At 67.7% G+C, this 19,878-nt stretch carries 18 protein-coding genes; 11 read left to right on the top strand and 7 right to left on the bottom strand.

Annotated elements, in window-relative coordinates; genetic code table 11:
- Nucleotide 1 precedes the first annotated feature (1 nt).
- The 8 genes from ACZ1DY_RS27725 to ACZ1DY_RS27690 all read left to right on the top strand — a co-directional run bounded on the left by ACZ1DY_RS27725 (nt 2) and on the right by ACZ1DY_RS27690 (nt 11,414).
- A complete protein-coding gene (locus ACZ1DY_RS27725; RefSeq protein ID WP_465481358.1) occupies nt 2-883 on the top strand; it encodes a class II fructose-bisphosphate aldolase in 882 nt (293 codons plus the stop codon).
- A gap of 81 nt (nt 884-964) precedes the next feature.
- Entirely contained in the window at nt 965-2,365 is a 1,401-nt protein-coding gene (locus ACZ1DY_RS27720; RefSeq protein WP_306856012.1) for an ABC transporter substrate-binding protein, read from the top strand.
- Nucleotides 2,365-3,303, top strand: a complete 939-nt coding sequence (locus tag ACZ1DY_RS27715; protein WP_257485772.1) for a carbohydrate ABC transporter permease — start codon at nt 2,365-2,367, stop codon at nt 3,301-3,303. Before ACZ1DY_RS27720 ends, ACZ1DY_RS27715 begins: the two co-directional genes overlap by 1 nt.
- Before the next feature lie 10 nt (nt 3,304-3,313).
- Nucleotides 3,314-4,243, top strand: coding sequence for a carbohydrate ABC transporter permease (locus tag ACZ1DY_RS27710; protein WP_257485773.1), 930 nt, complete (start codon nt 3,314-3,316; stop codon nt 4,241-4,243).
- 6 nt (nt 4,244-4,249) lie between these two features.
- On the top strand, nt 4,250-5,317 hold the full coding sequence (locus ACZ1DY_RS27705; protein WP_257485774.1) for an ABC transporter ATP-binding protein: 1,068 nt from the start codon (nt 4,250-4,252) through the stop codon (nt 5,315-5,317).
- On the top strand, nt 5,314-7,170 hold the full coding sequence (locus ACZ1DY_RS27700; RefSeq protein WP_465481357.1) for a DUF5107 domain-containing protein: 1,857 nt from the start codon (nt 5,314-5,316) through the stop codon (nt 7,168-7,170). The genes ACZ1DY_RS27705 and ACZ1DY_RS27700 overlap by 4 nt, the downstream gene beginning before the upstream one ends.
- A 126-nt stretch (nt 7,171-7,296) precedes the next feature.
- Nucleotides 7,297-8,082, top strand: a complete 786-nt coding sequence (locus ACZ1DY_RS27695; RefSeq protein WP_034316006.1) for a DeoR/GlpR family DNA-binding transcription regulator — start codon at nt 7,297-7,299, stop codon at nt 8,080-8,082.
- A gap of 197 nt (nt 8,083-8,279) precedes the next feature.
- Nucleotides 8,280-11,414 (top strand): TIM-barrel domain-containing protein, encoded by a 3,135-nt coding sequence (locus ACZ1DY_RS27690; protein ID WP_465481356.1) that lies wholly within the window; start codon nt 8,280-8,282, stop codon nt 11,412-11,414.
- 49 nt (nt 11,415-11,463) lie between these two features.
- Here ACZ1DY_RS27690 and ACZ1DY_RS27685 read toward each other — a convergent pair whose 3' ends face one another.
- Nucleotides 11,464-12,105 carry an FMN-dependent NADH-azoreductase gene (locus ACZ1DY_RS27685; protein ID WP_126734136.1) on the bottom strand — a complete coding sequence of 214 codons (642 nt, stop codon included), beginning with the start codon at nt 12,103-12,105 and terminating at the stop codon, nt 11,464-11,466.
- Between the two features lie 82 nt (nt 12,106-12,187).
- On the opposite strand from ACZ1DY_RS27685, the gene ACZ1DY_RS27680 reads away from it, so the two are divergent.
- Nucleotides 12,188-12,670 (top strand): MarR family winged helix-turn-helix transcriptional regulator, encoded by a 483-nt coding sequence (locus tag ACZ1DY_RS27680; RefSeq protein ID WP_465481355.1) that lies wholly within the window; start codon nt 12,188-12,190, stop codon nt 12,668-12,670.
- On the opposite strand, the gene ACZ1DY_RS27675 is transcribed toward ACZ1DY_RS27680, so the two are convergent.
- On the bottom strand, nt 12,671-13,207 hold the full coding sequence (locus tag ACZ1DY_RS27675; protein ID WP_185927180.1) for a hypothetical protein: 537 nt from the start codon (nt 13,205-13,207) through the stop codon (nt 12,671-12,673).
- An 83-nt stretch (nt 13,208-13,290) separates the two neighbouring features.
- Between ACZ1DY_RS27675 and ACZ1DY_RS27670 the strand changes: the two genes are divergently transcribed.
- Nucleotides 13,291-13,884: an ATP-binding protein gene (locus ACZ1DY_RS27670; RefSeq protein WP_465481354.1), complete on the top strand. Its 594-nt coding sequence runs from the start codon at nt 13,291-13,293 to the stop codon at nt 13,882-13,884.
- The gene (locus tag ACZ1DY_RS27665; RefSeq protein WP_465481353.1) at nt 13,881-14,405 is read left to right on the top strand and encodes a hypothetical protein; all 525 of its coding nucleotides are present in this window, start codon (nt 13,881-13,883) and stop codon (nt 14,403-14,405) included. Before ACZ1DY_RS27670 ends, ACZ1DY_RS27665 begins: the two co-directional genes overlap by 4 nt.
- 175 nt (nt 14,406-14,580) lie before the next feature.
- On the opposite strand, the gene ACZ1DY_RS27660 is transcribed toward ACZ1DY_RS27665, so the two are convergent.
- From ACZ1DY_RS27660 to ACZ1DY_RS27640, 5 genes are all read right to left on the bottom strand, one after another.
- Complete coding sequence (locus ACZ1DY_RS27660; RefSeq protein ID WP_192741557.1) at nt 14,581-15,294, bottom strand: ABC transporter ATP-binding protein; 714 nt, start codon at nt 15,292-15,294, stop codon at nt 14,581-14,583.
- On the bottom strand, nt 15,284-16,057 hold the full coding sequence (locus ACZ1DY_RS27655; protein ID WP_465481352.1) for an ABC transporter ATP-binding protein: 774 nt from the start codon (nt 16,055-16,057) through the stop codon (nt 15,284-15,286). Before ACZ1DY_RS27655 ends, ACZ1DY_RS27660 begins: the two co-directional genes overlap by 11 nt.
- Complete coding sequence (locus tag ACZ1DY_RS27650) at nt 16,054-17,193, bottom strand: branched-chain amino acid ABC transporter permease (RefSeq protein ID WP_465481351.1); 1,140 nt, start codon at nt 17,191-17,193, stop codon at nt 16,054-16,056. The genes ACZ1DY_RS27655 and ACZ1DY_RS27650 overlap by 4 nt, the downstream gene beginning before the upstream one ends.
- A complete protein-coding gene (locus tag ACZ1DY_RS27645) occupies nt 17,190-18,161 on the bottom strand; it encodes a branched-chain amino acid ABC transporter permease (RefSeq protein ID WP_034315979.1) in 972 nt (323 codons plus the stop codon). The genes ACZ1DY_RS27650 and ACZ1DY_RS27645 overlap by 4 nt, the downstream gene beginning before the upstream one ends.
- A 113-nt stretch (nt 18,162-18,274) precedes the next feature.
- Nucleotides 18,275-19,429 carry a branched-chain amino acid ABC transporter substrate-binding protein gene (locus tag ACZ1DY_RS27640; RefSeq protein WP_257485783.1) on the bottom strand — a complete coding sequence of 385 codons (1,155 nt, stop codon included), beginning with the start codon at nt 19,427-19,429 and terminating at the stop codon, nt 18,275-18,277.
- Nucleotides 19,430-19,878 lie beyond the last annotated feature (449 nt).

Below are 19,878 nucleotides of genomic sequence, written 5' to 3'. Positions count from 1 at the left end.
CATGCCTCTGGTGGGAACCGGGGAGATCGTCGGAGCCGCCGCGGCCGCGCGGCACGGCTGCGGCGCGTTCAACGCCATCCAGCTCGAACACCTCACCGCGATCATCGACGGCGCCGACGCGGCGGAAGCACCGGTGATCGTGCAGCTGAGCCAGAACGCCGTGAAGTACCACGGTTCGCTGGCGCCGATCGGAACCGCGGCGCTCGCCGCGGCGAGAGAGGCCGTCACGCCGGTCGCGGTGCATCTCGACCACGCCGAATCGGCCGACCTGGTCCGTGAGGCGGTCGCGCTCGGTTTCGGGTCGGTCATGTTCGACGCGTCCAAACTGGACTACGCCGACAACGTGCGCGCGACCCGTGAGGTCGCCGCGTACTGCCACGACCACGGCGTCTGGGTCGAGGCCGAACTCGGCGAGGTCGGGGGCAAGGACGGCGTCCACGCGCCCGGCGCGCGCACCGATCCGGACGAGGCGGCGGAGTTCGTCGCGGCCACCGGGGTCGACGCGCTCGCGGTGGCGGTGGGCAGTTCGCACGCCATGCTCACCCGTGACGCCGCGCTGGACTTCGAACTGATCGCGCGCCTGCGGGAGCGGGTGCCGGTGCCGCTCGTGCTGCACGGCTCGTCGGGCGTGCCCGACGACGGGCTGGCCGAGGCGGTCCGGGCCGGGATGACGAAGATCAATATCGCCACCCAGCTCAACAAGGTGTTCACCGCGGCCGCCGCGGAGGACTGGCGCGCGCATCCGGAGCGCGTCGACCCGCGAAAGTATCTCGGTGCCGGGCGCGCCGCGGTCGCCGTCGAGGTGCGGCGGTTGCTGGGAGTGCTCAAGCTTGATCGGATTGAACCGGTCAAGGTGACGATTGAGCAGACTTTGCGCGATTGACTGTTGACATGTGCGCGAAACCTCACAAAACTGCGCAACAACAAGCAGAACTTGTGTGATCTTCGATCCAGGTGGTGGCGGATGCGGGTAGGCAGGCTCACGACAGCGGTGTCAGCGATGGCAGGGGCGGCGCTCCTGCTCGCGGGATGCGGCGGCGGGGACGTCGCCGGTGGCACCGGCGAGAACGCGCTCCCGGGCGTCGACCAGTTCCTCAACGCGCCTTGTCCGGAGGCGGCGGTGAAACCCGCCACGGACAAGGAATTCACGTACTGGTCCATGTGGACGGCCGACGAGCCGCAGGGCAAGGTCCTCCAGAAGGCCTTCAAATGCTTCCAGGAGAAGACGGGCGTCAAGGTCGACGTGCAGTGGCTGGGCCGCAAGGCCTACACGCAGAACCTGGTGCCCGCGCTGAACACCGACGCCGTGCCGGACCTGTTCGACCAGGACGTCAGCAAGGTCGGCGCGGCGGTCATGACGCCGGGCGGCACGCAGAGCGTCGACGACGTGTTCGCGATGAAGGTCGGCGAAGGCGACAAGACCGTCAAGGACGTGCTTTCGCCCAGCTCGTACGACTTCCCGCAGAACAAGGACCGCGAGGGCCACAACTTCATGGTCCCGTACACGATCCAGTCGAGCGCCTGGTGGTTCAACAAGGACACCGCCGGCGACATCCAGCAGCCGAAGACGATGGACGAGCTGATCGGCCTGTTCGACAAGGCGAAGGCCGACGGTAAGGCCGCTATCAGCCTCGACGGCGACATCCCGTTCTACAACATGTACTTCTACACCCAGCTCGCCGAGCGGTACGTCGGCGCGGGCGGGCTGTACAAGGCGGCGACCGACAAGACCGGTCAGGCGTGGAAGACCGATCCCGGCTTCCTCAAGGCCGCCACCGAAACCGCGAAGCTGCCCAAGTACTTCATCGACGGCTGGGACGCGGCGAAGTTCCCGCAGGTGCAGCAGCGCTGGGCCGACGGCGACTCCCGGTTCCTCTACGTCGGCAGCTGGGCGCCGAGCGAGACCCGCGAGTACCTGGACAAGCAGGGTGCCGGGACGAAGATCAACTACGGTTCCTTCCAGTTCCCGATGCCCGAAGGCGCCACGCACGACACCGTCGAGCAGATGTCGATCGGCTTCTCGGTGACCAAGAAGGCCAAGCACCCCGAGGCGGCCAAGGCGTTCATCGCCTACTTCCTCAACAAGGACCTGCTCGCCGGGATCCCGATCGTGGCCGACAACCTCGTGCCGCGTGCCGACCTCGCCGTGCCGGACGACCTCAAGCAGGTCAAGGCCGCGCTGGACGACCCGAAGAAGGAACACGTCCTGCAGTACGACGGGATCGACGGTGTCGCCGGCGGCAAATGGCAGACCGACGTCTTCGACCCCGCCGACATCGCGCTGCTGAAGGGGCAGATCACCCCGCAGCAGTTCGTGGACCAGCTCGCCACCAAGGGCGCCGAGTTCTGGAAGAACCAGGGCTGATGGCGACGGTCACGACGCCGGTGCGGGCCGTGAAGGCCGGGGCGCACCTGAGTCGCAAGAAACGGCTGTTCTGGCCGTTCGCCGCGCCGGCGCTGGTGCTGTACCTGGCCTTCCTGGTCCTGCCGACGATCGCGACCGTCGTGCTGAGCTTCACCAGCTGGGCCGGGGCGGGGGACACGCCGGAACCCAACGGCGTCACCAACTACACGCAGATGTGGGCGAGCGACTCGTTCCAGTACGCCTTCCGCAACACGCTGATCTACGTGTTCCTCGGCGGCATCGGCACGTTCGCGCTGGCGTTCCTGTTCACGATGGTGCTGCGGGACATGAAGGGCGGCAAGATCGTCCGCGCGATCCTGTTCTTCCCGAACATCGTCGCGCCGGTCGCGCTCGGCATGTTCCTCGGCTTCGTCTTCAAGTACCAGCCGGGGAAACAGGGACTGGCGAACTACGTGCTGGAAAGCCTCGGCGCGGACGCGGCGAAATTCCTCGCACCGTCCAATGTGACCGGTGTGGTGACGGCTTCGCTGATCTGGGCCAGTTCGGGGTTCTACATCACCATCCTGATGGCCGCGGTCGACCGCATCCCGCCGTATCTCTACGAGGACGCCGAACTGGGCGGCGCGTCGCCGTGGCAGAAGTTCAAGAACATCACGCTGCCGATGACCTGGGACGTCGTCGGGGTCGCCGGGGTGCTGTGGACGATCAACGCGCTCAAGATCTTCGAGCTGGTGTTCGTGCTGGCCGGGCCGGGCACCTACGCCCCGCCCAACGAGGCGTGGACGCTGGGGATCTACGTGTTCGACCGGACCTTCGGCTCGAACGGCACCCCGGACTTCGGTGCCGCGTGCGCCTGCGCGGTGGCGATGATCGCGCTGGTGTCCGTGCTCGTCGTCCTGCTCCGCCGGTTGATGCGCCGTGACGCGATCCAGTTCTGAGGGAGATCACATGTCCGTCACCGACGTCGAGGCGCCCGCGCGCCCGTCGCCGAAACCGGTGCGCAAGCCGCCACGCAAACCGCGCCCGGCGCCCGGTTCCAAACGGTTCAGCCCGTTGCGGGTACTGGGTTCCACGATCGTGTGGCTGTTCACCGCCGGCAACATCCTGGTGCTGTACTGGCTGCTGACGGCGTCGTTCAAGACACCGGTGGAGATCTTCACCAAGCCGTTCGACCTGCCGTACCAGTGGTTCAAGGCCGGCAAGCCGTTCCGGAACTTCATCTACGCCTGGAACAACGCCGGTTTCGGGGAAGCCGTGCTGACCACGGTGGTACTGGTCGGGCTGGCGACGGTCGTCACGGTCGCCGTCTCGGCGCCCTGCGCGTACGCCCTGACCAGGCTCGGTGTCCGCGGTGCCGGGCCGATGACGAACGTCGTCGCGATCGGCATGGGCGTGCCGTTCCAGACCGTGATCATCCCGCTGTTCGTGGTGCTCAGCAAGGTGCACCTGGACAACGAGTTCGGCCTGTTCGTGTTGTACGTGGCGCTGTCGATCCCGTTCACGGTGTTCCTGATGACGGGCTTCTTCCGGTCGCTGCCGGACGAACTGGAGGAGGCGGCCGCGCTCGACGGCGCCTCGCCGACGCGCACGTTCTTCTCGGTCATGCTGCCGCTGACCCGCGGCGGCATGATCACCGCGCTGACCCTGAACGCCATCGGCCTGTGGAACGAGACGCTGCTGGCGATCGTGTTCCTCAAGGACCAGGCGCATTTCACGCTGTCGCGCGCGCTGTTCACCTTCTACGGGGCCGCGAGCTACCAGTCGGAGTACGGCGGCCTGATCGCCGGTGTGGCGATCGTCGTCCTCCCGATGCTGGTGCTCTACCTCGTGCTCGCCCGCCGGATCATCACCGGCCTGACCCTCGGCGCCGGAAAGTAGGACCTGATGGCCACCGTGACCTTCTCCGACACCACCCGGTTCTACGCCGGAGTGGAACGCCCCGCGGTCGACGGCCTCGACCTCGAGGTCGCCGACGGCGAATTCCTGGTGCTGGTCGGCCCGTCCGGCTGCGGGAAGTCGACCACCCTGCGGATGCTCGCCGGGCTGGAAGGCGTCGACGACGGCTCCATCCACATCGGCGACCGCGACGTCACCGAACTCCCGCCGAAGGACCGGGACATCGCCATGGTGTTCCAGAACTACGCGCTCTACCCGCATATGACGGTGGGGGAGAACATCGGTTTCCATCTGAAACTGGCGAAGATGGCCAAGGCCGAACGCGAGCGCAAGGTGCGCGAGGCCGCGGCCGTGCTCGACCTGACCGAGTACCTGGACCGGAAACCCGCGAAGCTGTCCGGCGGGCAGCGGCAGCGGGTCGCGATGGGGCGGGCGATCGTGCGCGAGCCCAGCGTGTTCCTGATGGACGAGCCACTGTCCAATCTGGACGCCAAACTCCGGGTGCAGACCCGGACCCAGATCGCCTCCCTGCAGCGGCGGCTGGGCATCACGACGCTCTACGTCACGCACGACCAGGTCGAAGCGATGACCATGGGCGATCGGGTCGCCGTGCTGAAGGACGGGATCCTGCAGCAGTGCGACACGCCCGTCGGGTTGTTCGCCAAGCCGGTCAACGTGTTCGTCGCCGGGTTCATCGGCTCGCCCGCGATGAACCTTCTGGAGACCACTGTGGACAGTGACGGTGCCGTCGTCGGCGGTACGCGGCTGCCGCTGACCCCGGCACAGCGCTCGGCGCTGACCGGCCCCGGCATCGTCGTCGGTGTCCGGCCCGAGGGCTGGACGATCGGGGACGGCGGTTTCGAGGCGGTCGTCGAGGTCGTCGAGGAACTCGGCAGCGACCAGTACCTCTACTGCCGGGACGGCGACCGCGTGCTGACCGTCCGCACCCCCGGTATGGCCCCGTGGCAGCGCGGCGAGCCGATCACCCTGACGCCGCAACCGGGCGCGGTGCACCTGTTCGACGCCGCCACGGGCGATCGGCTCCCCGGCGCATGACCCGCCTGTACCGCACCGGGTTGCTGCTGCCCGCCGCCGACCTCGGGCCGGAGAACCCGTTGCCGCCGCTCCGGAAGCCCGAAGCGGTGGCCAAGGTGTCCAATGTGGACGAGTTACCGCCGGACCTGGCGGAGAACATCGGGTACGGGCGCCTGGACACGCCGCTGCCGTGCCTCCTGCAGGACGGCTACACCCGGGATCGCACGGAACGCGAACTCCCAGCGTTGGTGCTGGAGAACGACAAGCTCCGCGCCACCGTGCTGCCGTCGCTGGGCGGACGGCTGTACTCGCTGGTCCACAAGCCGTCCGAGCGTGAGCTGCTCTACCGCAATCCGGTGTTCCAGCCCGCGAACCTCGCGCTGCGGGACGCGTGGTTCGCCGGCGGTGTCGAGTGGAACCTCGGGAGCACCGGGCATACGACGCTGACCTGCGAACCGATGTTCGCCGCGGAGATCGAGGGCCCGGACGGCACGCCGGTGCTGCGGTTGTGGGAATGGGAACGCACCCGCGACCTGCCGTACCAGATCGACTTCTGGCTGCCCGACGGCTCGGAGCACCTGCTCGTGGCCGTGCGGGTGCGGAATCCGCATCCCTACGACGTCCCGGTGTACTGGTGGTCGAACATCGCGGTGCCGCAGAACGAAGGCACCCGTGTGCTCGCTCCCGCGACTCAGGCATGGCACTACGGCTATTCGGGACGGCTCGACCTGGTCGACGTGCCCGGCGAGCTGACGTATCCGGCTCGCGCCGAGGCCGCGGCGGACTATTTCTTCGAGGTGACCGGGCGGCCGTGGGTCGCGGCGGTCGAGGCCGACGGCACGGGGCTGGCGCAGTCGTCGACCGGCCGCTTGCGGGGCCGCAAGTTGTTCCTGTGGGGAGAATCCACCGGTGGACGCCGCTGGCAGGAGTGGCTGGCTCCCGGCGCGGGCGGCTACCTGGAGATCCAGGCCGGGTTGGCCCGCACCCAGCTGGAGCACCTGCGCTTGCCACCGGGGGAGAGCTGGGACTGGCTGGAGGCCTATGGTCCGGTCACCGCGGATCCCACGGCGGTGCACGGCGAGGACTGGACGGCGGCCCGGGAAGCCGTCGCCACCGGCCTGCCGTTGGCGGAAACCCTGGACGAATACCTCGTCGACTGGCGCAAGATCGCCGACGTCACCCCGGAATCCTTCCTGGCCACCGGTTCCGGCTGGGGCGCGCTGGAGAACCGGCGCGCGCCGATGTGCCTGCCCGGCACACCGTTCCCGGACGAGTTGCTCGGGCCGGACCAGGAGCCGTGGCTCGCGTTGCTCGACGGGACGCCGCCGGACGGGGATCCGCTCGCGGTGCCGCCGCCGACGCTGGTGAACCGGTACTGGGCGGATCTCATGGAGTACGCCCCGAAGAACTGGCTGACCTGGTACCACCGCGGCGTCGCGCACTGGGCCGCCGGGCGGCATTCGGACGCGGTCGGCGCCTGGCGCGAGTCCGTGTCGGCGGCCGAGAACCCTTGGGCACTGCGGAATCTCGCGGTCGCCACCGCCGGGCCCGAGGCCGCCTGGCTGTACCGGCGGGCGGTCGCTCTCGCGCCGTTACTGCGTCCTCTGCTCGTCGAGGCCATCGCGGCCCAGCTCGCCGCCGGCCTCCCGGACGAGGCGAGCGAACTGCTGGCCGGGATGCCCGTGGAAGGGCGGATCGCTCTGCTGACCGCCCGCACCCGGCTCGCCCTCGGCGACGCCGCCCGGGCCAAGGCCGTGTACGACGCCGGTTTCGAGGTCGCGAACATCAGGGAAGGGGAGACGTCTTTGTCCGACACCTGGGCGGCGGTTTCCGATGAACCGCTGCCGGAACAGCACGACTTCCGGATGAAGTGACCGGCCGGGCCACTCGACCGGCGTGCCGCCCGCGGCGGACAACCGCGATGCAGCATACTGCTCGAAACAGTGGCCAACAGCGCACCGGTATGCGCGATAGGCCGCAGCGAGCTAGGAGTGGCGCCGATGGCCCGGCACGAACGGCTGAGCACCCTGCTGGACCTGCTGGGGCAGCGGGAGAAGATCGACGTCGAGGACGTGGCCGAGGAGCTGAACGTCTCCGCCGCCACGATCCGGCGCGACCTCGACCACCTGGCGGAGCAGCAGTTGCTCACCCGCACCCGGGGCGGGGCGGTGGCCAACGATCTCGCCTACGACCTGCCGCTGCGGTACAAGACCGCGCGGCACGTTCCCGAGAAACAGCGGATCAGCGTCGCCGCGGCGGCGCTCGTCGCGCAGGGCATGGTGGTCGGCCTCAACGGCGGGACGACGACGGCCGGTGTCGCGCGGTCGCTGGCCACGCGGTCCGATCTGGCCGGTCTCCGTGATTCGCCAGGGCTGACGGTGGTCACCAACGCGCTGAACATCGCACACGAACTCGCGGTCCGGCCACACGTGAAGATCGTGGTCACCGGCGGGGTCGCGCGTCCGCAGTCGTTCGAGCTCAGCGGACCGCTGGCGACGCGCGTGCTCAGCGAACTGACGATCGACCTGCTGTTCCTCGGTGTCGACGCGTTCGACGCGGACGCGGGCGCCTTCGCGCACCACGAGGGTGAGGCGAGTATCAACCGGCTGATGGTGGAACGTGCCGAGCGCGTCGTCGCCGTCGCCGACGGCTCGAAGCTGGGCCGCCGCGCGTTCGCGCGGATCTGCGCGACTCCTCAGGTGCACGCGCTGGTGACCGACTCCAACGCCGACCCGAAGGTGCTGCGGGCGTTCGAGGCCGCGGGCGTCGAGGTCCAGGCCGTCTGAGTCCAGGTACATGAAGGCCCCCTTCCTTGCGCCCAGGTACAGGAAGGGGGCCTTCATGTACCTGGGTACCCGTTGCCCCATAAGGATCTTCGGACGACCCGACGAAAGTCGGCAGCACCGCTTCGGCGGATGACTTTGCGCGAACCGTGCGCTATACAGAGACCATCTTGCGTATTCATGCGCGAAAGGTGTCTCGAATGAGCAGAGTTGCGCAATCCCTGAGTTGTTTGGCCGCAGTGGCCTTACTCGGGCTTTCCCCGGTCGCCGCCCACGCGGATCCGGCCGCGGCGTCGTCCGGCAAGCTGGGTGATCTCACCGGGATCTCCGCCGAAGGCCCCACGGTCACCCTGAATTCGGGAAGCGCCGCGGTACGCGTGAGCTTCCCGGCCGAAGGCGCCGTCCGGGTCTGGCTGGCGCCGGACGGCACGTTCACCGATCCGGCCGGAAGCAAGATCGTGCTGCCGCGTACGGGTGCCCCGGTCACGCCGAAGAGGACGGACAAGGGGGACTACTGGGCGATTTCCACGGGCAAGGCGACGCTGCGGGCGTACAAGCATCCGCTGCGGCTCGCGTTGTACGACGGCGCGGACCGCAAGCGGCTCTGGGAGGAGTCGGCGCCGCTGTCCTGGACCGGCAAACAGACCACGCAGACCCTCGCCCGGACGGCGACCGAGCAGTTCGTGGGCGGCGGCGAGCAGAACGGCCGCTTCAGCCACCGCGGGCAGACGATCCGGATCTTCGCGGACTACAACTGGAACGACGGCGGAGCCCCGAACTCGCAGCCGTTCTACGCCTCCACAGCCGGATACGGCGTGCTGCGCAACACTTTCGCGCAGGGCACCTACGCCTTCACCGAGCCGGTGCGCACCACGCACGACGAGCGCCGCTTCGACGCGACGTACGTCGTCGGCGACGGGCTCAAGGACGTCATCACCGGCTACACCGATCTGGTCGGGAAGCCTTTCCTGCCACCGCTCTACGGTCTCGAACACGGTGACGCCGACTGCTACCTGCACAACGCCAACCGCGGTGAGCGGCACACGCTGGACGCGGTCAAGGTCGCGGAGGGCTACACCGAGCACGGCATGCCCAACGGCTGGATGCTCGTCAACGACGGATACGGCTGCGGGTACGAAAACCTGCAGCAGACCGGTGAAGGCCTCCGCAGGAACAACATGCAACTCGGGCTGTGGACCGAGAACGGCGTGCCGAACCAGGTCGAGGAGGTCAAGGCCGGGGTCCGGGTCCGCAAACTCGACGTCGCGTGGGTCGGCCCGGGGTACGAGTTCGCGCTGGACGCCTGCGACACCGCGTACAAGGGCATCGAGGACAACAGCGACGCGCGCGGTTTCGTCTGGACGCCGGTCAGCTGGGCGGGCGCGCAGCGCTGCGGCGTGCTGTGGAGCGGCGACCAGGCCGGTTCGTACGACTACATCAAATGGCAGATCCCGACCTACGCCGGCGCCACGACGTCCGGCATGGCGTACAACACCGGCGACATCGACGGCATCTTCGGTGGCAGCCCACAGACCTACGCCCGCGATCTGCAGTGGAAGGCCTTCCTGCCGGTCTCGATGACGATGGACGGCTGGGCCGCGTCGGACAAGCAGCCGTGGCGATACGGCGAGCCGTACACCTCGATCAACCGCAAGTACCTGCTGCTCAAGGAGCGGCTGCTGCCCTACACCTACAGCCATTCGGTGGAGGCGCACAAGACCGGCGTCGGGCAGGTCCGCCCGCTGGCGCTCGAGTACCCGGACGACCCGAACGTCTGGGGCGACAAGGCGAAGTACGAGTTCCTCTCCGGCAAGGACTTCCTGGTCGCGCCGGTGTACGAGAACTCGACCGTGCGCAACGGCATCTACCTGCCGAAGGGCACCTGGGTCGACTACTGGAGCGGCAAGACCTACACCGGTCCGACCACTGTGGACGGTTACGACGCGCCGCTCGACACGCTGCCGCTGTTCGTCCGCGCCGGGGCCGTGGTGCCGATGTGGGCCGAGGGCACGAAGTCGTGGCAGACCAGGGACAAGGGCGTGCTCGACCTCGACGTGTACCCGCAGGGCAAGGGTTCGTTCACGCTCACCGAGGACGACGGCGTCACGCGGGCCTACAAGAACGGCGACCAGGCGAAGCAGACCTTCACCGTGGACGCGCCGACGTCCGGCCTTGGCACGGTGACGGTCGGGATCGGTGCCAGTTCCGGTTCCTACGCAGGGAAGCCCGCTTCACGGAACTACCAGCTGACCGTCCACACGGGAAGCAAGCCCGCGACGGTACTGGCCGGGACCTCGATCCTGCGGCAGTACGGCAGCAAGGCCGAACTGGACGCGGCACCGTCGGGCTGGTGGTTCGATCCGGCCACCGGCGGGGTCGTGCGGGTCAAGACGGGCCAGATCGGCGCCGGTGACCGGCAGGACGTGCGGCTGTTCGGCACGAGCGCGGTCGGCGGGATCTTCCCCGAAGACCGCAACGGTTCGGTCGCTCTCTCCGTGCCGGCGGTCGCCGGTCCGGGGCAGACCGCGACGGGCACGCTGAGCTTCACCAACGGCACCCCGCTGCCGGTCCGCGACGTCTCGTTCTCCTTGCCCGCCAACGGCTTCCGTGTCGAGGTGCCCGCCGGGCCGCGGCTGGTGATGCCCGGCAGGACCGTCCAGGTCCCGGTGAAGGTGACACCGGACGCGGGTATCAAGCCGGACGACTACCAGCTCACCGCGTCGGCGTCGTACCAGGCGCGGCTCGGGGAGAACCGGGTCACCGACTCGGTGACGGTCACCGTGCCGCATGCTTCGCTGGCCTCGGCGTACGGCAACGTCGGCGTCACCGACGCGGCGCATGTCGCGGTGGGGGACATCGATGGCGGCGGCAGCAGTTTCCGGGCGGAAGGCCTCGCCGAAGCCGGTCTCAAGCCCGGTGCGGGCTTCTCCGCGCTCGGTGCTCGGCTGACCTGGCCGGTGACCGGTGGCGGGCAGAAGGACAACGTCCTCGCGTCCGGCCAGACCATCGCGGTACGCGGTTCGGGCACCAAACTGGTGCTGACCGGAACCGGGACGGGTACGGCGAAGGGCACCGTCGTCGTCCGCTATGCCGACGGCAGTACGAGCCAGGCCGAACTCGGGTTCCCCAACTGGTGCTGTGCCGATCCGGCCCAGTACGGCGCGACCACGGTCGCGACCGTGATGGGCAAGAACACCCGCGCGGGGGCGGCGTATCCGACCACGCCTTACCGGGTGTTCGCGAACTCCGTCCCGCTGACCGCCGGGAAGGAGGTCGTCGCGGTGACGCTTCCGTCGAACACCGCGATGCACGTCTTCGCCGCCGGCATCGGCTGAGTCCTCGTGAGTGGTAAGGACGGTTGGAACCGTCCTTACCACTCACGAGTCAAGCCGCGACGGGTGTCCACAGCGCGTCGATGGCGCGTTCGGCCTCGGCCTGGCTGGCCTCGGCCAGCGGGATCAGCTCCGCCATCGCCGGGTTGACCATCGCCATGGTCAGCTCGGCGGTGACGAAGCGCGGTTCGAGACCGGTCAACGAGATACCGTGCGGGATCCACGCCTGTGCGTGGTCCCAGCCCTCGCGCGGGGTGCCTTCGCCGTAGCCGCCGCCGCGTGCGGTCACGACGATGAAGTCACGGCCGCCGAGCAGGCCTTCCCTGGTCTCGGCGTCGAGCGACAGTCCCGGCGCGATCAGGTGGTCGACCCAGGCCTTGACCGTGCTCGGCGGGCCGAAGTTGTACAGCGGCAGGCCCAGCAGGATCGTGTCGGCCGCCTTCACCTCGTCGACGAGCTCCTTGATGAGCCGCCAGGCGGCGGCCTGCTCCGGGGTGTGCTGCTCCGGCGGGGTCGCCTTGGCCGCGTTGGCCGTCGCGTCCAGATGCGGCAGCGGGTCGGTGCCCAGGTCGCGGTAGGTGACCGTGCCTTCCGGATGCGCGGCGCGCCAGGCCGCGGCGGCACGCGCGGTGAGGCGGCGGCTGATCGAGTGCTCGCCCGTGATGCTCGAGTCGATGTGCAGCAGATTCGTCATGCCTACTATCTTGCACAGATAGTTTGTGTAACGCAAACCATTGATGCTGTGGTGACCATCATGGGGAACGTACACTTGACGGGTGTCCGAACTCCCGGTCGTGAACCAGCCCCCGCACCGCTGCGGCGCGCTGCTCGACCACGTCACCCGCCGGATCCGGCTGCGCAGCGAGTCCGTCCTGACCCCGCTCGGCCTGCGGCCCCGGCACCTCGTCGCGCTGACCGTGCTGCGCGACCTCGGCGGCTGCTCGCAGCAGGACCTCGCGAAGACGCTGGAGATGGACAGCACGAACGTCGTCGGGCTGCTGAACGACCTCGAGTCCGCGAACCTGATCGAACGCCGGCGGTCACCGGCGGACCGGCGCCGCCACATCGTCGAACTCACCGACGTCGGCCTGAAGCAGCTCGTCAAGGCCGAGTTCGCCCTCGCCGCGGTCGAAGACGAGGTGCTCGGCGCGCTCGACAAGGATCAGCGCGAGACGCTGTACACCCTGCTGTACCAGGCGGCGGGGCACGCCGAGCCCGCCGGCTGCGTCGACGCCGCGCACGTCGTCGAAGACTGCTGATCAGCGGTACGCCGGCTGTTCCCGATCGGGGTTCGCGGCGACGATGTCCAGCCGTGGGTCGGCGAGGAGCAGGTCCAGCGTCGCCGCGTCGGCACCGATTCCCGCCCAGTGCGGATCGACGTCCTTGGCCACGCACCAGGCACGGTCGGACGGCCAGACGAAGGCGGGCCCCGGCGTCCCCCAGAAGCCGGCGTCCGCCGTCGTGCCGCTGAAGAGGAAGTACTCCCGGTGGGGGACGACGACCTTCGGGTGTCCGAACGCGTCGCCGTAGCCGTCCCACAGACAGAAAAAGCAGTCGTCCGGGGTGCTGGTGCGCGTTGCGAGGACTTCGAAGAGGGCTCGCAGCAGTTCGTCTTCCGGAGCGGCCGCCACGGCGTCACTCTCGCTCTGGCCGTCGAACGCCGGGTCGGGGACGAAGCGCAGCCGCGCGTAACCGTCGAAACCTGCCGGCCCGAAGGTGACCAGCCGGCGCCATGGCAGGTCACTCGACGAGATCCAGCCGGCGGGGGACAGGTCGGCGCGGGGAGTCGGGGCCACGCGTTCGGTTGTACCCCGATTTTCCGGCTCAGTGAAGACGTCGAAGCGCCACCGCCGCACAGTAGTCGTAGGAGAATGTCGGGGTGAGCGACGCGAGCGCGCGATGGCGCACCACAACGCACGACTGGGCCGGTTCCGTGGACCTCGGTCATCTGGCGGAGATCCGCCGGAACGCGGGCGAGTTCGCCCCCGGTGGCGTGCCGCATCTCGTCCTCGAAGTGCTCGCCTATGCCGCGGAGGAAGCCGAAAGCACAGGCGCCGGGCATGCCGTCGTCACGGTTCATGCCGACGGCTCGGTCTCCGTGGCGGACGACGGCAGGGGAACGGCCACCCGCGCCGACGGGCACGGCGGCTTCGTGAAGAAGCCGGTCATGTCGACCAAGGATCTGCGCTTCTTCGATTTCCCCGGCGTGCAACGCCTCCCGGATGGTCATCCGCGGCGCGGAGTGTCGGTCGTGGCGGCGCTCAGCGAATGGCTCGTGCACACCAACCGGCGTCGCAACGGTTCCTGGACCCAGCGCTACGAACGTGGCGTCCCGGTCTCCGATCTGACGCCGATCCCGGACGACGGCACGACCGGCACGACCGTCCGTTTCCGGCCGGTCGAGGCCGTTGGCCCGGTACAGCTGCCGGACGTCGACGTGTGGCAGTACCTGAGCGTGGAGGTCGCCCGATGAGAAAATGTCTCGCGGTCGCCTTCCTCGTGCTCGCCGGCTGCACCACCGAGCAGGGAGAGCCGCCCGCCAAACCCGTCTACGACCTCCCCGCCAGGGAGGTCCGGCCGGACGAGACCGCCCTGCACCTGCCACCGGCGCTCAACGGGGAGACCGAGTTCTCCCTCATCGGCCTGGCCGCCGGGCTGCCCAGCCTCACCGGCAGCCACGCCGAGTTCGAGGCGAAGGGGCAGTTCGTCCGGCTCCGGCTGGTGGTCACCGGGAAAGGCGTGTCCGGAATCCTCTTCGACACCCGGCGCCAGCAACTCGTCACCGATTCCGGCGCGGTGATCGCGGTCGACAACCAGGCCATGACGATCAAACGGCAGCCGGACAAGTTCGAGCTGGGGCGCGGCGTGCGGGTCGAGTTCGACCTCTACTTCGATCTCCCCAAGGAGGCGAAACCCGTGGTGCTGCGGGCTTTCGGCGGTCCGACGCTGACCGACATGAAGAACCTCACCGGCACGGACATCAAGCTGGGATGAGGGGTACGTCAGACGCGATGCGAGCTCCCGGGGCGTGTCGCGAAAGCCACTTTCGGGACGTCAGATGTCCCGAAAGTGGCTTTCGCGACACGGTCACCGGCACTACGCCTCGGCTATCTCTCAACAAGAAAGGGCCCCGCCGCGAAAACGCGACGGGGCCCCTCCGGACAAGGCGTCAGACGCCCAGGTCGCCACCGAGATAGGCGGCCCGCACCTGCGGGTCGTCCAGCAGCTCGGCACCGCGGGCGCTCTTGACCACTCGACCGGTCTCCAGCACGTACGCGCGGTCCGAGAGCTTCAGCGCCTGCTGCGCGTTCTGCTCCACCAGCAGGACCGTGGTCCCGCGTTTGTTGATCTCGCGGATGATGTCGAAGATCTGCGCGATCAGCATCGGCGCCAGGCCCATGGACGGCTCGTCGAGCAGCAGCACCTTGGGCTTGGTCATCAGTGCGCGGCCGATGGCGATCATCTGCTGCTCGCCACCGGACATCGTGCCGCCGAACTGGGTCTTGCGCTCGTTCAGCCGCGGGAACAGCTCGTAGACCTCGTCGAGGTCGGCCTTCAGGTCGTCCTTACGGGTGTAGGCACCCATCAGGAGGTTCTCCTGCACCGTCATACCGGGGAACACGCCCCGGCCTTCCGGTGACTGGCCGATCCCGAGCTCGACCCGTTTGTGGCCGGGCGTCTTCGAGATGTCCTTGCCGTCGAAGAGGATCCGGCCGCTGGTCAGCGGACGCAGGCCCGAGATCGTCTTCAGGGTCGTGGTCTTGCCCGCCCCGTTGGCCCCGATGAGCGAAACGATCTCGCCCTCGCCGACCTCGATGGTCATACCCTTGAGCGCGGCGATCTTCCCGTAGTGGACGTTGATGTCCTGAACCTCAAGAAGCATCTTCCGCCACCCCCAGGTAAGCCTCGATCACCTTTTGGTTGTTCTGCACCTCGTGGGGGAGCCCTTCTGCGATCTTCTGGCCGAAGTCGAGCACGGCCAGCCGGTCGGCGATCTGCATGACCAAGCCCATGTCGTGCTCGATGAGCAGCACGGTGCGGCCGTCGTCGCGGATCTTGCGGATCAGTTGCTGCAGCGAGTTCTTCTCCGCCGGGTTCATCCCGGCGGCGGGCTCGTCGAGCAGCAGCAGCTTCGGGTCGGTGGCGAGCGCACGCGCGATCTCCAGACGGCGCTGGTCGCCGTAGGAGAGGTTCTTCGCGGTGTTGTGCTCGACCCGGCCGATGCCGACGAAGTCCAGCAGGTCCCGAGCCAGCTCGCGGCCCCGCTTCTCTTCCTTGCGGTGCACGGGCAGGCCCAGCGTCGCCGAGATCGCGCCGGTCTTGTGGTGCGAGTCCGCACCGACCATCACGTTCTCGAGCGCCGACATGTTGTGGAACAGCCGGATGTTCTGGAACGTGCGGGCGATCCCGGCCTGGTTGATCTTGAACCGCTTCATCCCGTCGATCCGGGTGTCGCCGAAGCGCACCTGGCCTTCGGTCGGCCGGTAGACGCCGGTGATCACGTTGAAGACCGTGGTCTTCCCCGCGCCGTTCGGGCCGATCAGGGCGAAGATCTCACCCTGGTTGATGCCGAGGTTGACTTCTTTCAACGCCGTGACACCGCCGAAGCGCATGGTCACGTTGTCGAATTCGAGCAGCGCGCTCATTTCGTCACCTCCGCCGAAGCCTCGGAATCCGGACCCGCGACTTCGGCGCCCATGGCACCCATCCCGCCCGTTCCTTCTCGTAGTTCCGCCTTGCGCTGCCGCGACGGCAGCAGACCCTCCGGCCGCAGCGCCATCATCAGTACCAGCACACCACCGAAGATCAGGATGCGGTACTCGGACAGGAACCGGAACCGTTCCGGAAGCCAGGCGACCAGGAAGGCACCGAGCATGACGCCGGGCAGGTTGCCCGCTCCACCGAGCACCACGGCCGCGAGGATGGTCGCGGACAGGATGAACGGGAAGTTGTTCGGCTCGATGAAGACGGCCTTGCTCGCGTAGACCACACCGGCCATACCGCCGAGCATGGCGCCGATGGCGAACGCCAGCAGCTTGAACTTGAACGTCGGGACACCCATCAGTTCGGCGGCGTCCTCGTCCTCGCGGATGGCCGCCCACGCCCGCCCGACGCGGCTCTTGTGCAGCCGCACCGAGAAGATGATCGCGATCACGATCGCCGCGAGGATCAGGTAGTAGTACGGCGCCGGGTCGAGCAGGAACTCGGTCCCGAACATGGGCTCCGGGTGCGGGATGTTGGTGATACCGCGGGCGCCGCCGATGGAGTCGGTGTTCGTCGCGGTGATCCGGACGATCTCACCGAAACCGAGGGTCACGATGGCCAGATAGTCACCGCGCAACCGGAGCGTCGGAGCACCGAGGATCACCCCTGACATCGCCGCCAGGAAGATACCGAGCACGAGCGTGCCCCAGAATCCCCAGCCGTGCAGGGTGCCCATCACGGCGAGCGTGTACGCGCCGATCGCGAAGAACGCGACGAACCCGAGGTCCAGCATGCCCGCGTGGCCGACCACGATGTTCAGGCCGATCGCCAGCAGGATGTACACCCCGACCGGGAAGATCAGGACCGTGGTCCAGTCCGATTCCGGCGACATGAACGAACCGATCGCGGGCGCGGGCAGGATGAGCGCGCCGATGATCAGGGCGATGTACACGCCATAGCGTTGCCAATGCGGAGCGCGTGCCCACCAATCCCGCATACCGTCCACGGGGTGGAAGCCGGCGCGCGTCGGCTTTCCGTTCTCTGGGGACTTTTCAGCCACTTCTTCGTTGCCCTTCATGCGCGTGCCCGCTGCAGCGATTCACCGAGGATGCCGGTGGGACGGAACATCAGGACCAGCACCAGTACCACGAAGGCGGTGACGTCCTTCCAAGCCGAACCGAAGAAGATGGAACTCCAGTTCTCCACCAAACCGAGCACGATGCCACCGAGTAGAGCGCCGCGCAGGTTGCCGATACCTCCCAGCACGGCCGCGGTGAACGCCTTGATACCGAGGAGGAACCCGATGCGGTAATCGGTGTTCTCGTACTCCATCACGTACAGCGCGGCGGCGACACCGGCCATCGCGCCGCCGAGCAGGAACGTGAGGCGCACGATCTTGTCGATGCTGACGCCCATCAGCACGGCGGCTTCGGGATCCTGCGCCGTGGCGCGGATACCTCGGCCGATGCGGGTGCGGCTGACCAGCTGGTCGAGCACGACCATCATGATCACGGCACCGACGACGACGAACACGTGGTCCGTTCGGACCACGCCGTTGCCGATGTGGAACAGCTCCTCGTGCGGGATGAAGCGCGGCGCGTTCTGTTGCACGCGGCCGGACTTGTCGGTGATCCACTCGATGATTTCGAGGCCGAACAGTTCCTGGAGGAACAGCGAGGCGCCGATGGCGGAGATCAGGGCGGCGAGCCGGGTCGCGCCCTTCTTGCGGAGCGGCCGGTAGGCCACTTGCTCCAGCAGGACCGCCGCACCACCGGATACGGCGGCCGAAGCGATGATGATCAACAGCAGGACGGCGATCATCCCGAACACGCCGAGCGTGATCGGGGCGGTGCCACCGGCGATGGTGATCAGGACGAACAGGGACGTGACCGTCCCGATCATGAAGATTTCGGAATGCGCGAAGTTGATGAGCCGGAGTACGCCGTAGACCATTGTGTAGCCGAGGGCGATGAGGGCGTAGATGCTTCCGGCGACCAGTCCGCCGATGGTGCTACCGAGGAACTGGGCTTGCAGGTCTTGAAGCATGACGTGGATGCCTTACGGGACGGGGCGAGGATTCTTTCGCCACATTTGCGGGAAGCGGGGGTGCTGTGATCGCACAGCGCCCCCGCTTCCGTTAGGTGTTCCTATCTGCTCCGTCAGCCGTTGAGCTTGGCTTCGGTCGAGACGCCGAGGTTCTTCAGGACACCACCGGTGACCTGGTAGATGTTGATCGCCTCCGTCGACGGTTCGCCGTTCTCCTTGAACTTGATCTGCTTCGAGGCACCCTTGAAGTCGATCGTCTTGAGGGCCTCGTTGATCTTCTCCGAGGTGTTGGCGCCGGACTTGACCGCGTTGATGATGGCGGTCGCGGCGTCGTAACCCTCGCTCGAGTAGATCGCCGGGTCCACGTTGAACGCGGCCTTGTACTTGGTGCTGAACTCGTCGGTGGAGCCGGCGTCCGGGATGTTGCACGGGCAGCCGACGACGGCCTTCTCGGCGGCCGCGGCACCGGCACCGCTGATCAGCTGGGCGTCGAGCGAACCGTCACCGGTCGCGAAGGTGGCGGTCACGCCGCCGTCACGCAGCTGCTTGAGCAGACGGCCACCCTGGGCGTAGTAGCCACCGAAGAGGATGATGTCCGGGTTCGCGGCCTTGACCTTCTGGACGGTCGAGGAGTAGTCCGACGCGTCCTTGGCGAACTTGTCGCGCTCGCTCGGGACGTTCTTCTCCTTCAAGGTCTTCTCGAAGTTGTCGGCCAGGCCGACGCTGTATTCCTGGTCGTCCGAGATGATGTAGGCCTTCTTGGGCGACTTCGCCGTGACGAGGAAGTTGGCGATCGCCGGTCCCTGGCTGGCGTCGCTCGCGACGACGCGGTGCCAGTACTTCCATCCGTTCGAGGAGAGGCCCGCGTTGGTCGCCGAAGGCGAGACACTCGGGATCTTGTTCTGTTCCAGCTGACCGCCGATGGCCTTCGACTCACCGGAGAAGGCCGGGCCGATCAGCGCGGTGATCTTGTCCTGGCCGACGGCGGTCGCGATCAGCGACGTCGCCTGCTCGGGCTTGCCCTGGCTGTCGTATTCCTTGAGCTCCAGCTTGATCGCCGGGTTCGTCTTGTTGTACTCGTCGATAGCGAGCTTGGCGCCGTTGCGGGGCGGGATCACGATCCCGGAGTTCTCACCGGTGAGGTCACCCATGAACCCGATCTTCAGCGTGCTGCTGTCACCGCTGCCGGACGAGCTGCTGCCGCCTGCACAGCCCGCCAGCGCCAGCGACGCAGCCGCCGCGACGGCGAAAACCCGTCCAAAACGCACTCCTGACACCGACTACCTCCCATGACCAACCAGCCGCCGGTAGGCGTTGCCCCCGACACAGGGGCTAGGTTAGGGCAGGAAGATATCCCCCTACGCCATGATCTGCCCAGACGCCCATCACTCTGTGTCCACATCGTGACGGTCGAAACCAGAACGAATTGCACGAAAAGGCGAATGTTGCCGGTTGGCGGGTCTTCGCTGGTCACGCTGGGGATTCACCGCTACCACGCCGATCATGCTCGTGGGTAATGATCATGTTTCGGCCGCGTATCTTCCGCTTTTTCAGCCCCTTCGTGGGCGGCCGTTCGTCGTAGCAATGCTGCCCCAAAGGGCGCCAACGGTGCCCCCGCTTCCCCGGTGCCATGACAACCGATGGTTGTCGTCGCGGTCCGAAAGGCTGTTGGATCTCGGCCCTGACCTCGCGATTAGCTGTTCCCAGAGCCGAAAAC

It is taken from the genome of Amycolatopsis sp. PSD-21, assembly GCF_055561455.1.
This window is presented reverse-complemented; position numbering and strand designations above follow the sequence as displayed.

Coding starts and splice junctions, on each gene's coding strand:
- ACZ1DY_RS27705 (WP_257485774.1), top strand. CDS start 4,250: ATGGCCACCGTGACCTTCTCCGACACCACCCGGTTCTACGCCGGAGTG.
- ACZ1DY_RS27645 (WP_034315979.1), bottom strand. CDS start 18,161: ATGCTTCAAGACCTGCAAGCCCAGTTCCTCGGTAGCACCATCGGCGGA.
- ACZ1DY_RS27685 (WP_126734136.1), bottom strand. CDS start 12,105: ATGACGAATCTGCTGCACATCGACTCGAGCATCACGGGCGAGCACTCG.
- ACZ1DY_RS27710 (WP_257485773.1), top strand. CDS start 3,314: ATGTCCGTCACCGACGTCGAGGCGCCCGCGCGCCCGTCGCCGAAACCG.
- ACZ1DY_RS27695 (WP_034316006.1), top strand. CDS start 7,297: ATGGCCCGGCACGAACGGCTGAGCACCCTGCTGGACCTGCTGGGGCAG.
- ACZ1DY_RS27690 (WP_465481356.1), top strand. CDS start 8,280: ATGAGCAGAGTTGCGCAATCCCTGAGTTGTTTGGCCGCAGTGGCCTTA.
- ACZ1DY_RS27720 (WP_306856012.1), top strand. CDS start 965: ATGCGGGTAGGCAGGCTCACGACAGCGGTGTCAGCGATGGCAGGGGCG.
- ACZ1DY_RS27725 (WP_465481358.1), top strand. CDS start 2: ATGCCTCTGGTGGGAACCGGGGAGATCGTCGGAGCCGCCGCGGCCGCG.
- ACZ1DY_RS27715 (WP_257485772.1), top strand. CDS start 2,365: ATGGCGACGGTCACGACGCCGGTGCGGGCCGTGAAGGCCGGGGCGCAC.
- ACZ1DY_RS27700 (WP_465481357.1), top strand. CDS start 5,314: ATGACCCGCCTGTACCGCACCGGGTTGCTGCTGCCCGCCGCCGACCTC.
- ACZ1DY_RS27650 (WP_465481351.1), bottom strand. CDS start 17,193: ATGAAGGGCAACGAAGAAGTGGCTGAAAAGTCCCCAGAGAACGGAAAG.
- ACZ1DY_RS27655 (WP_465481352.1), bottom strand. CDS start 16,057: ATGAGCGCGCTGCTCGAATTCGACAACGTGACCATGCGCTTCGGCGGT.
- ACZ1DY_RS27660 (WP_192741557.1), bottom strand. CDS start 15,294: ATGCTTCTTGAGGTTCAGGACATCAACGTCCACTACGGGAAGATCGCC.
- ACZ1DY_RS27665 (WP_465481353.1), top strand. CDS start 13,881: ATGAGAAAATGTCTCGCGGTCGCCTTCCTCGTGCTCGCCGGCTGCACC.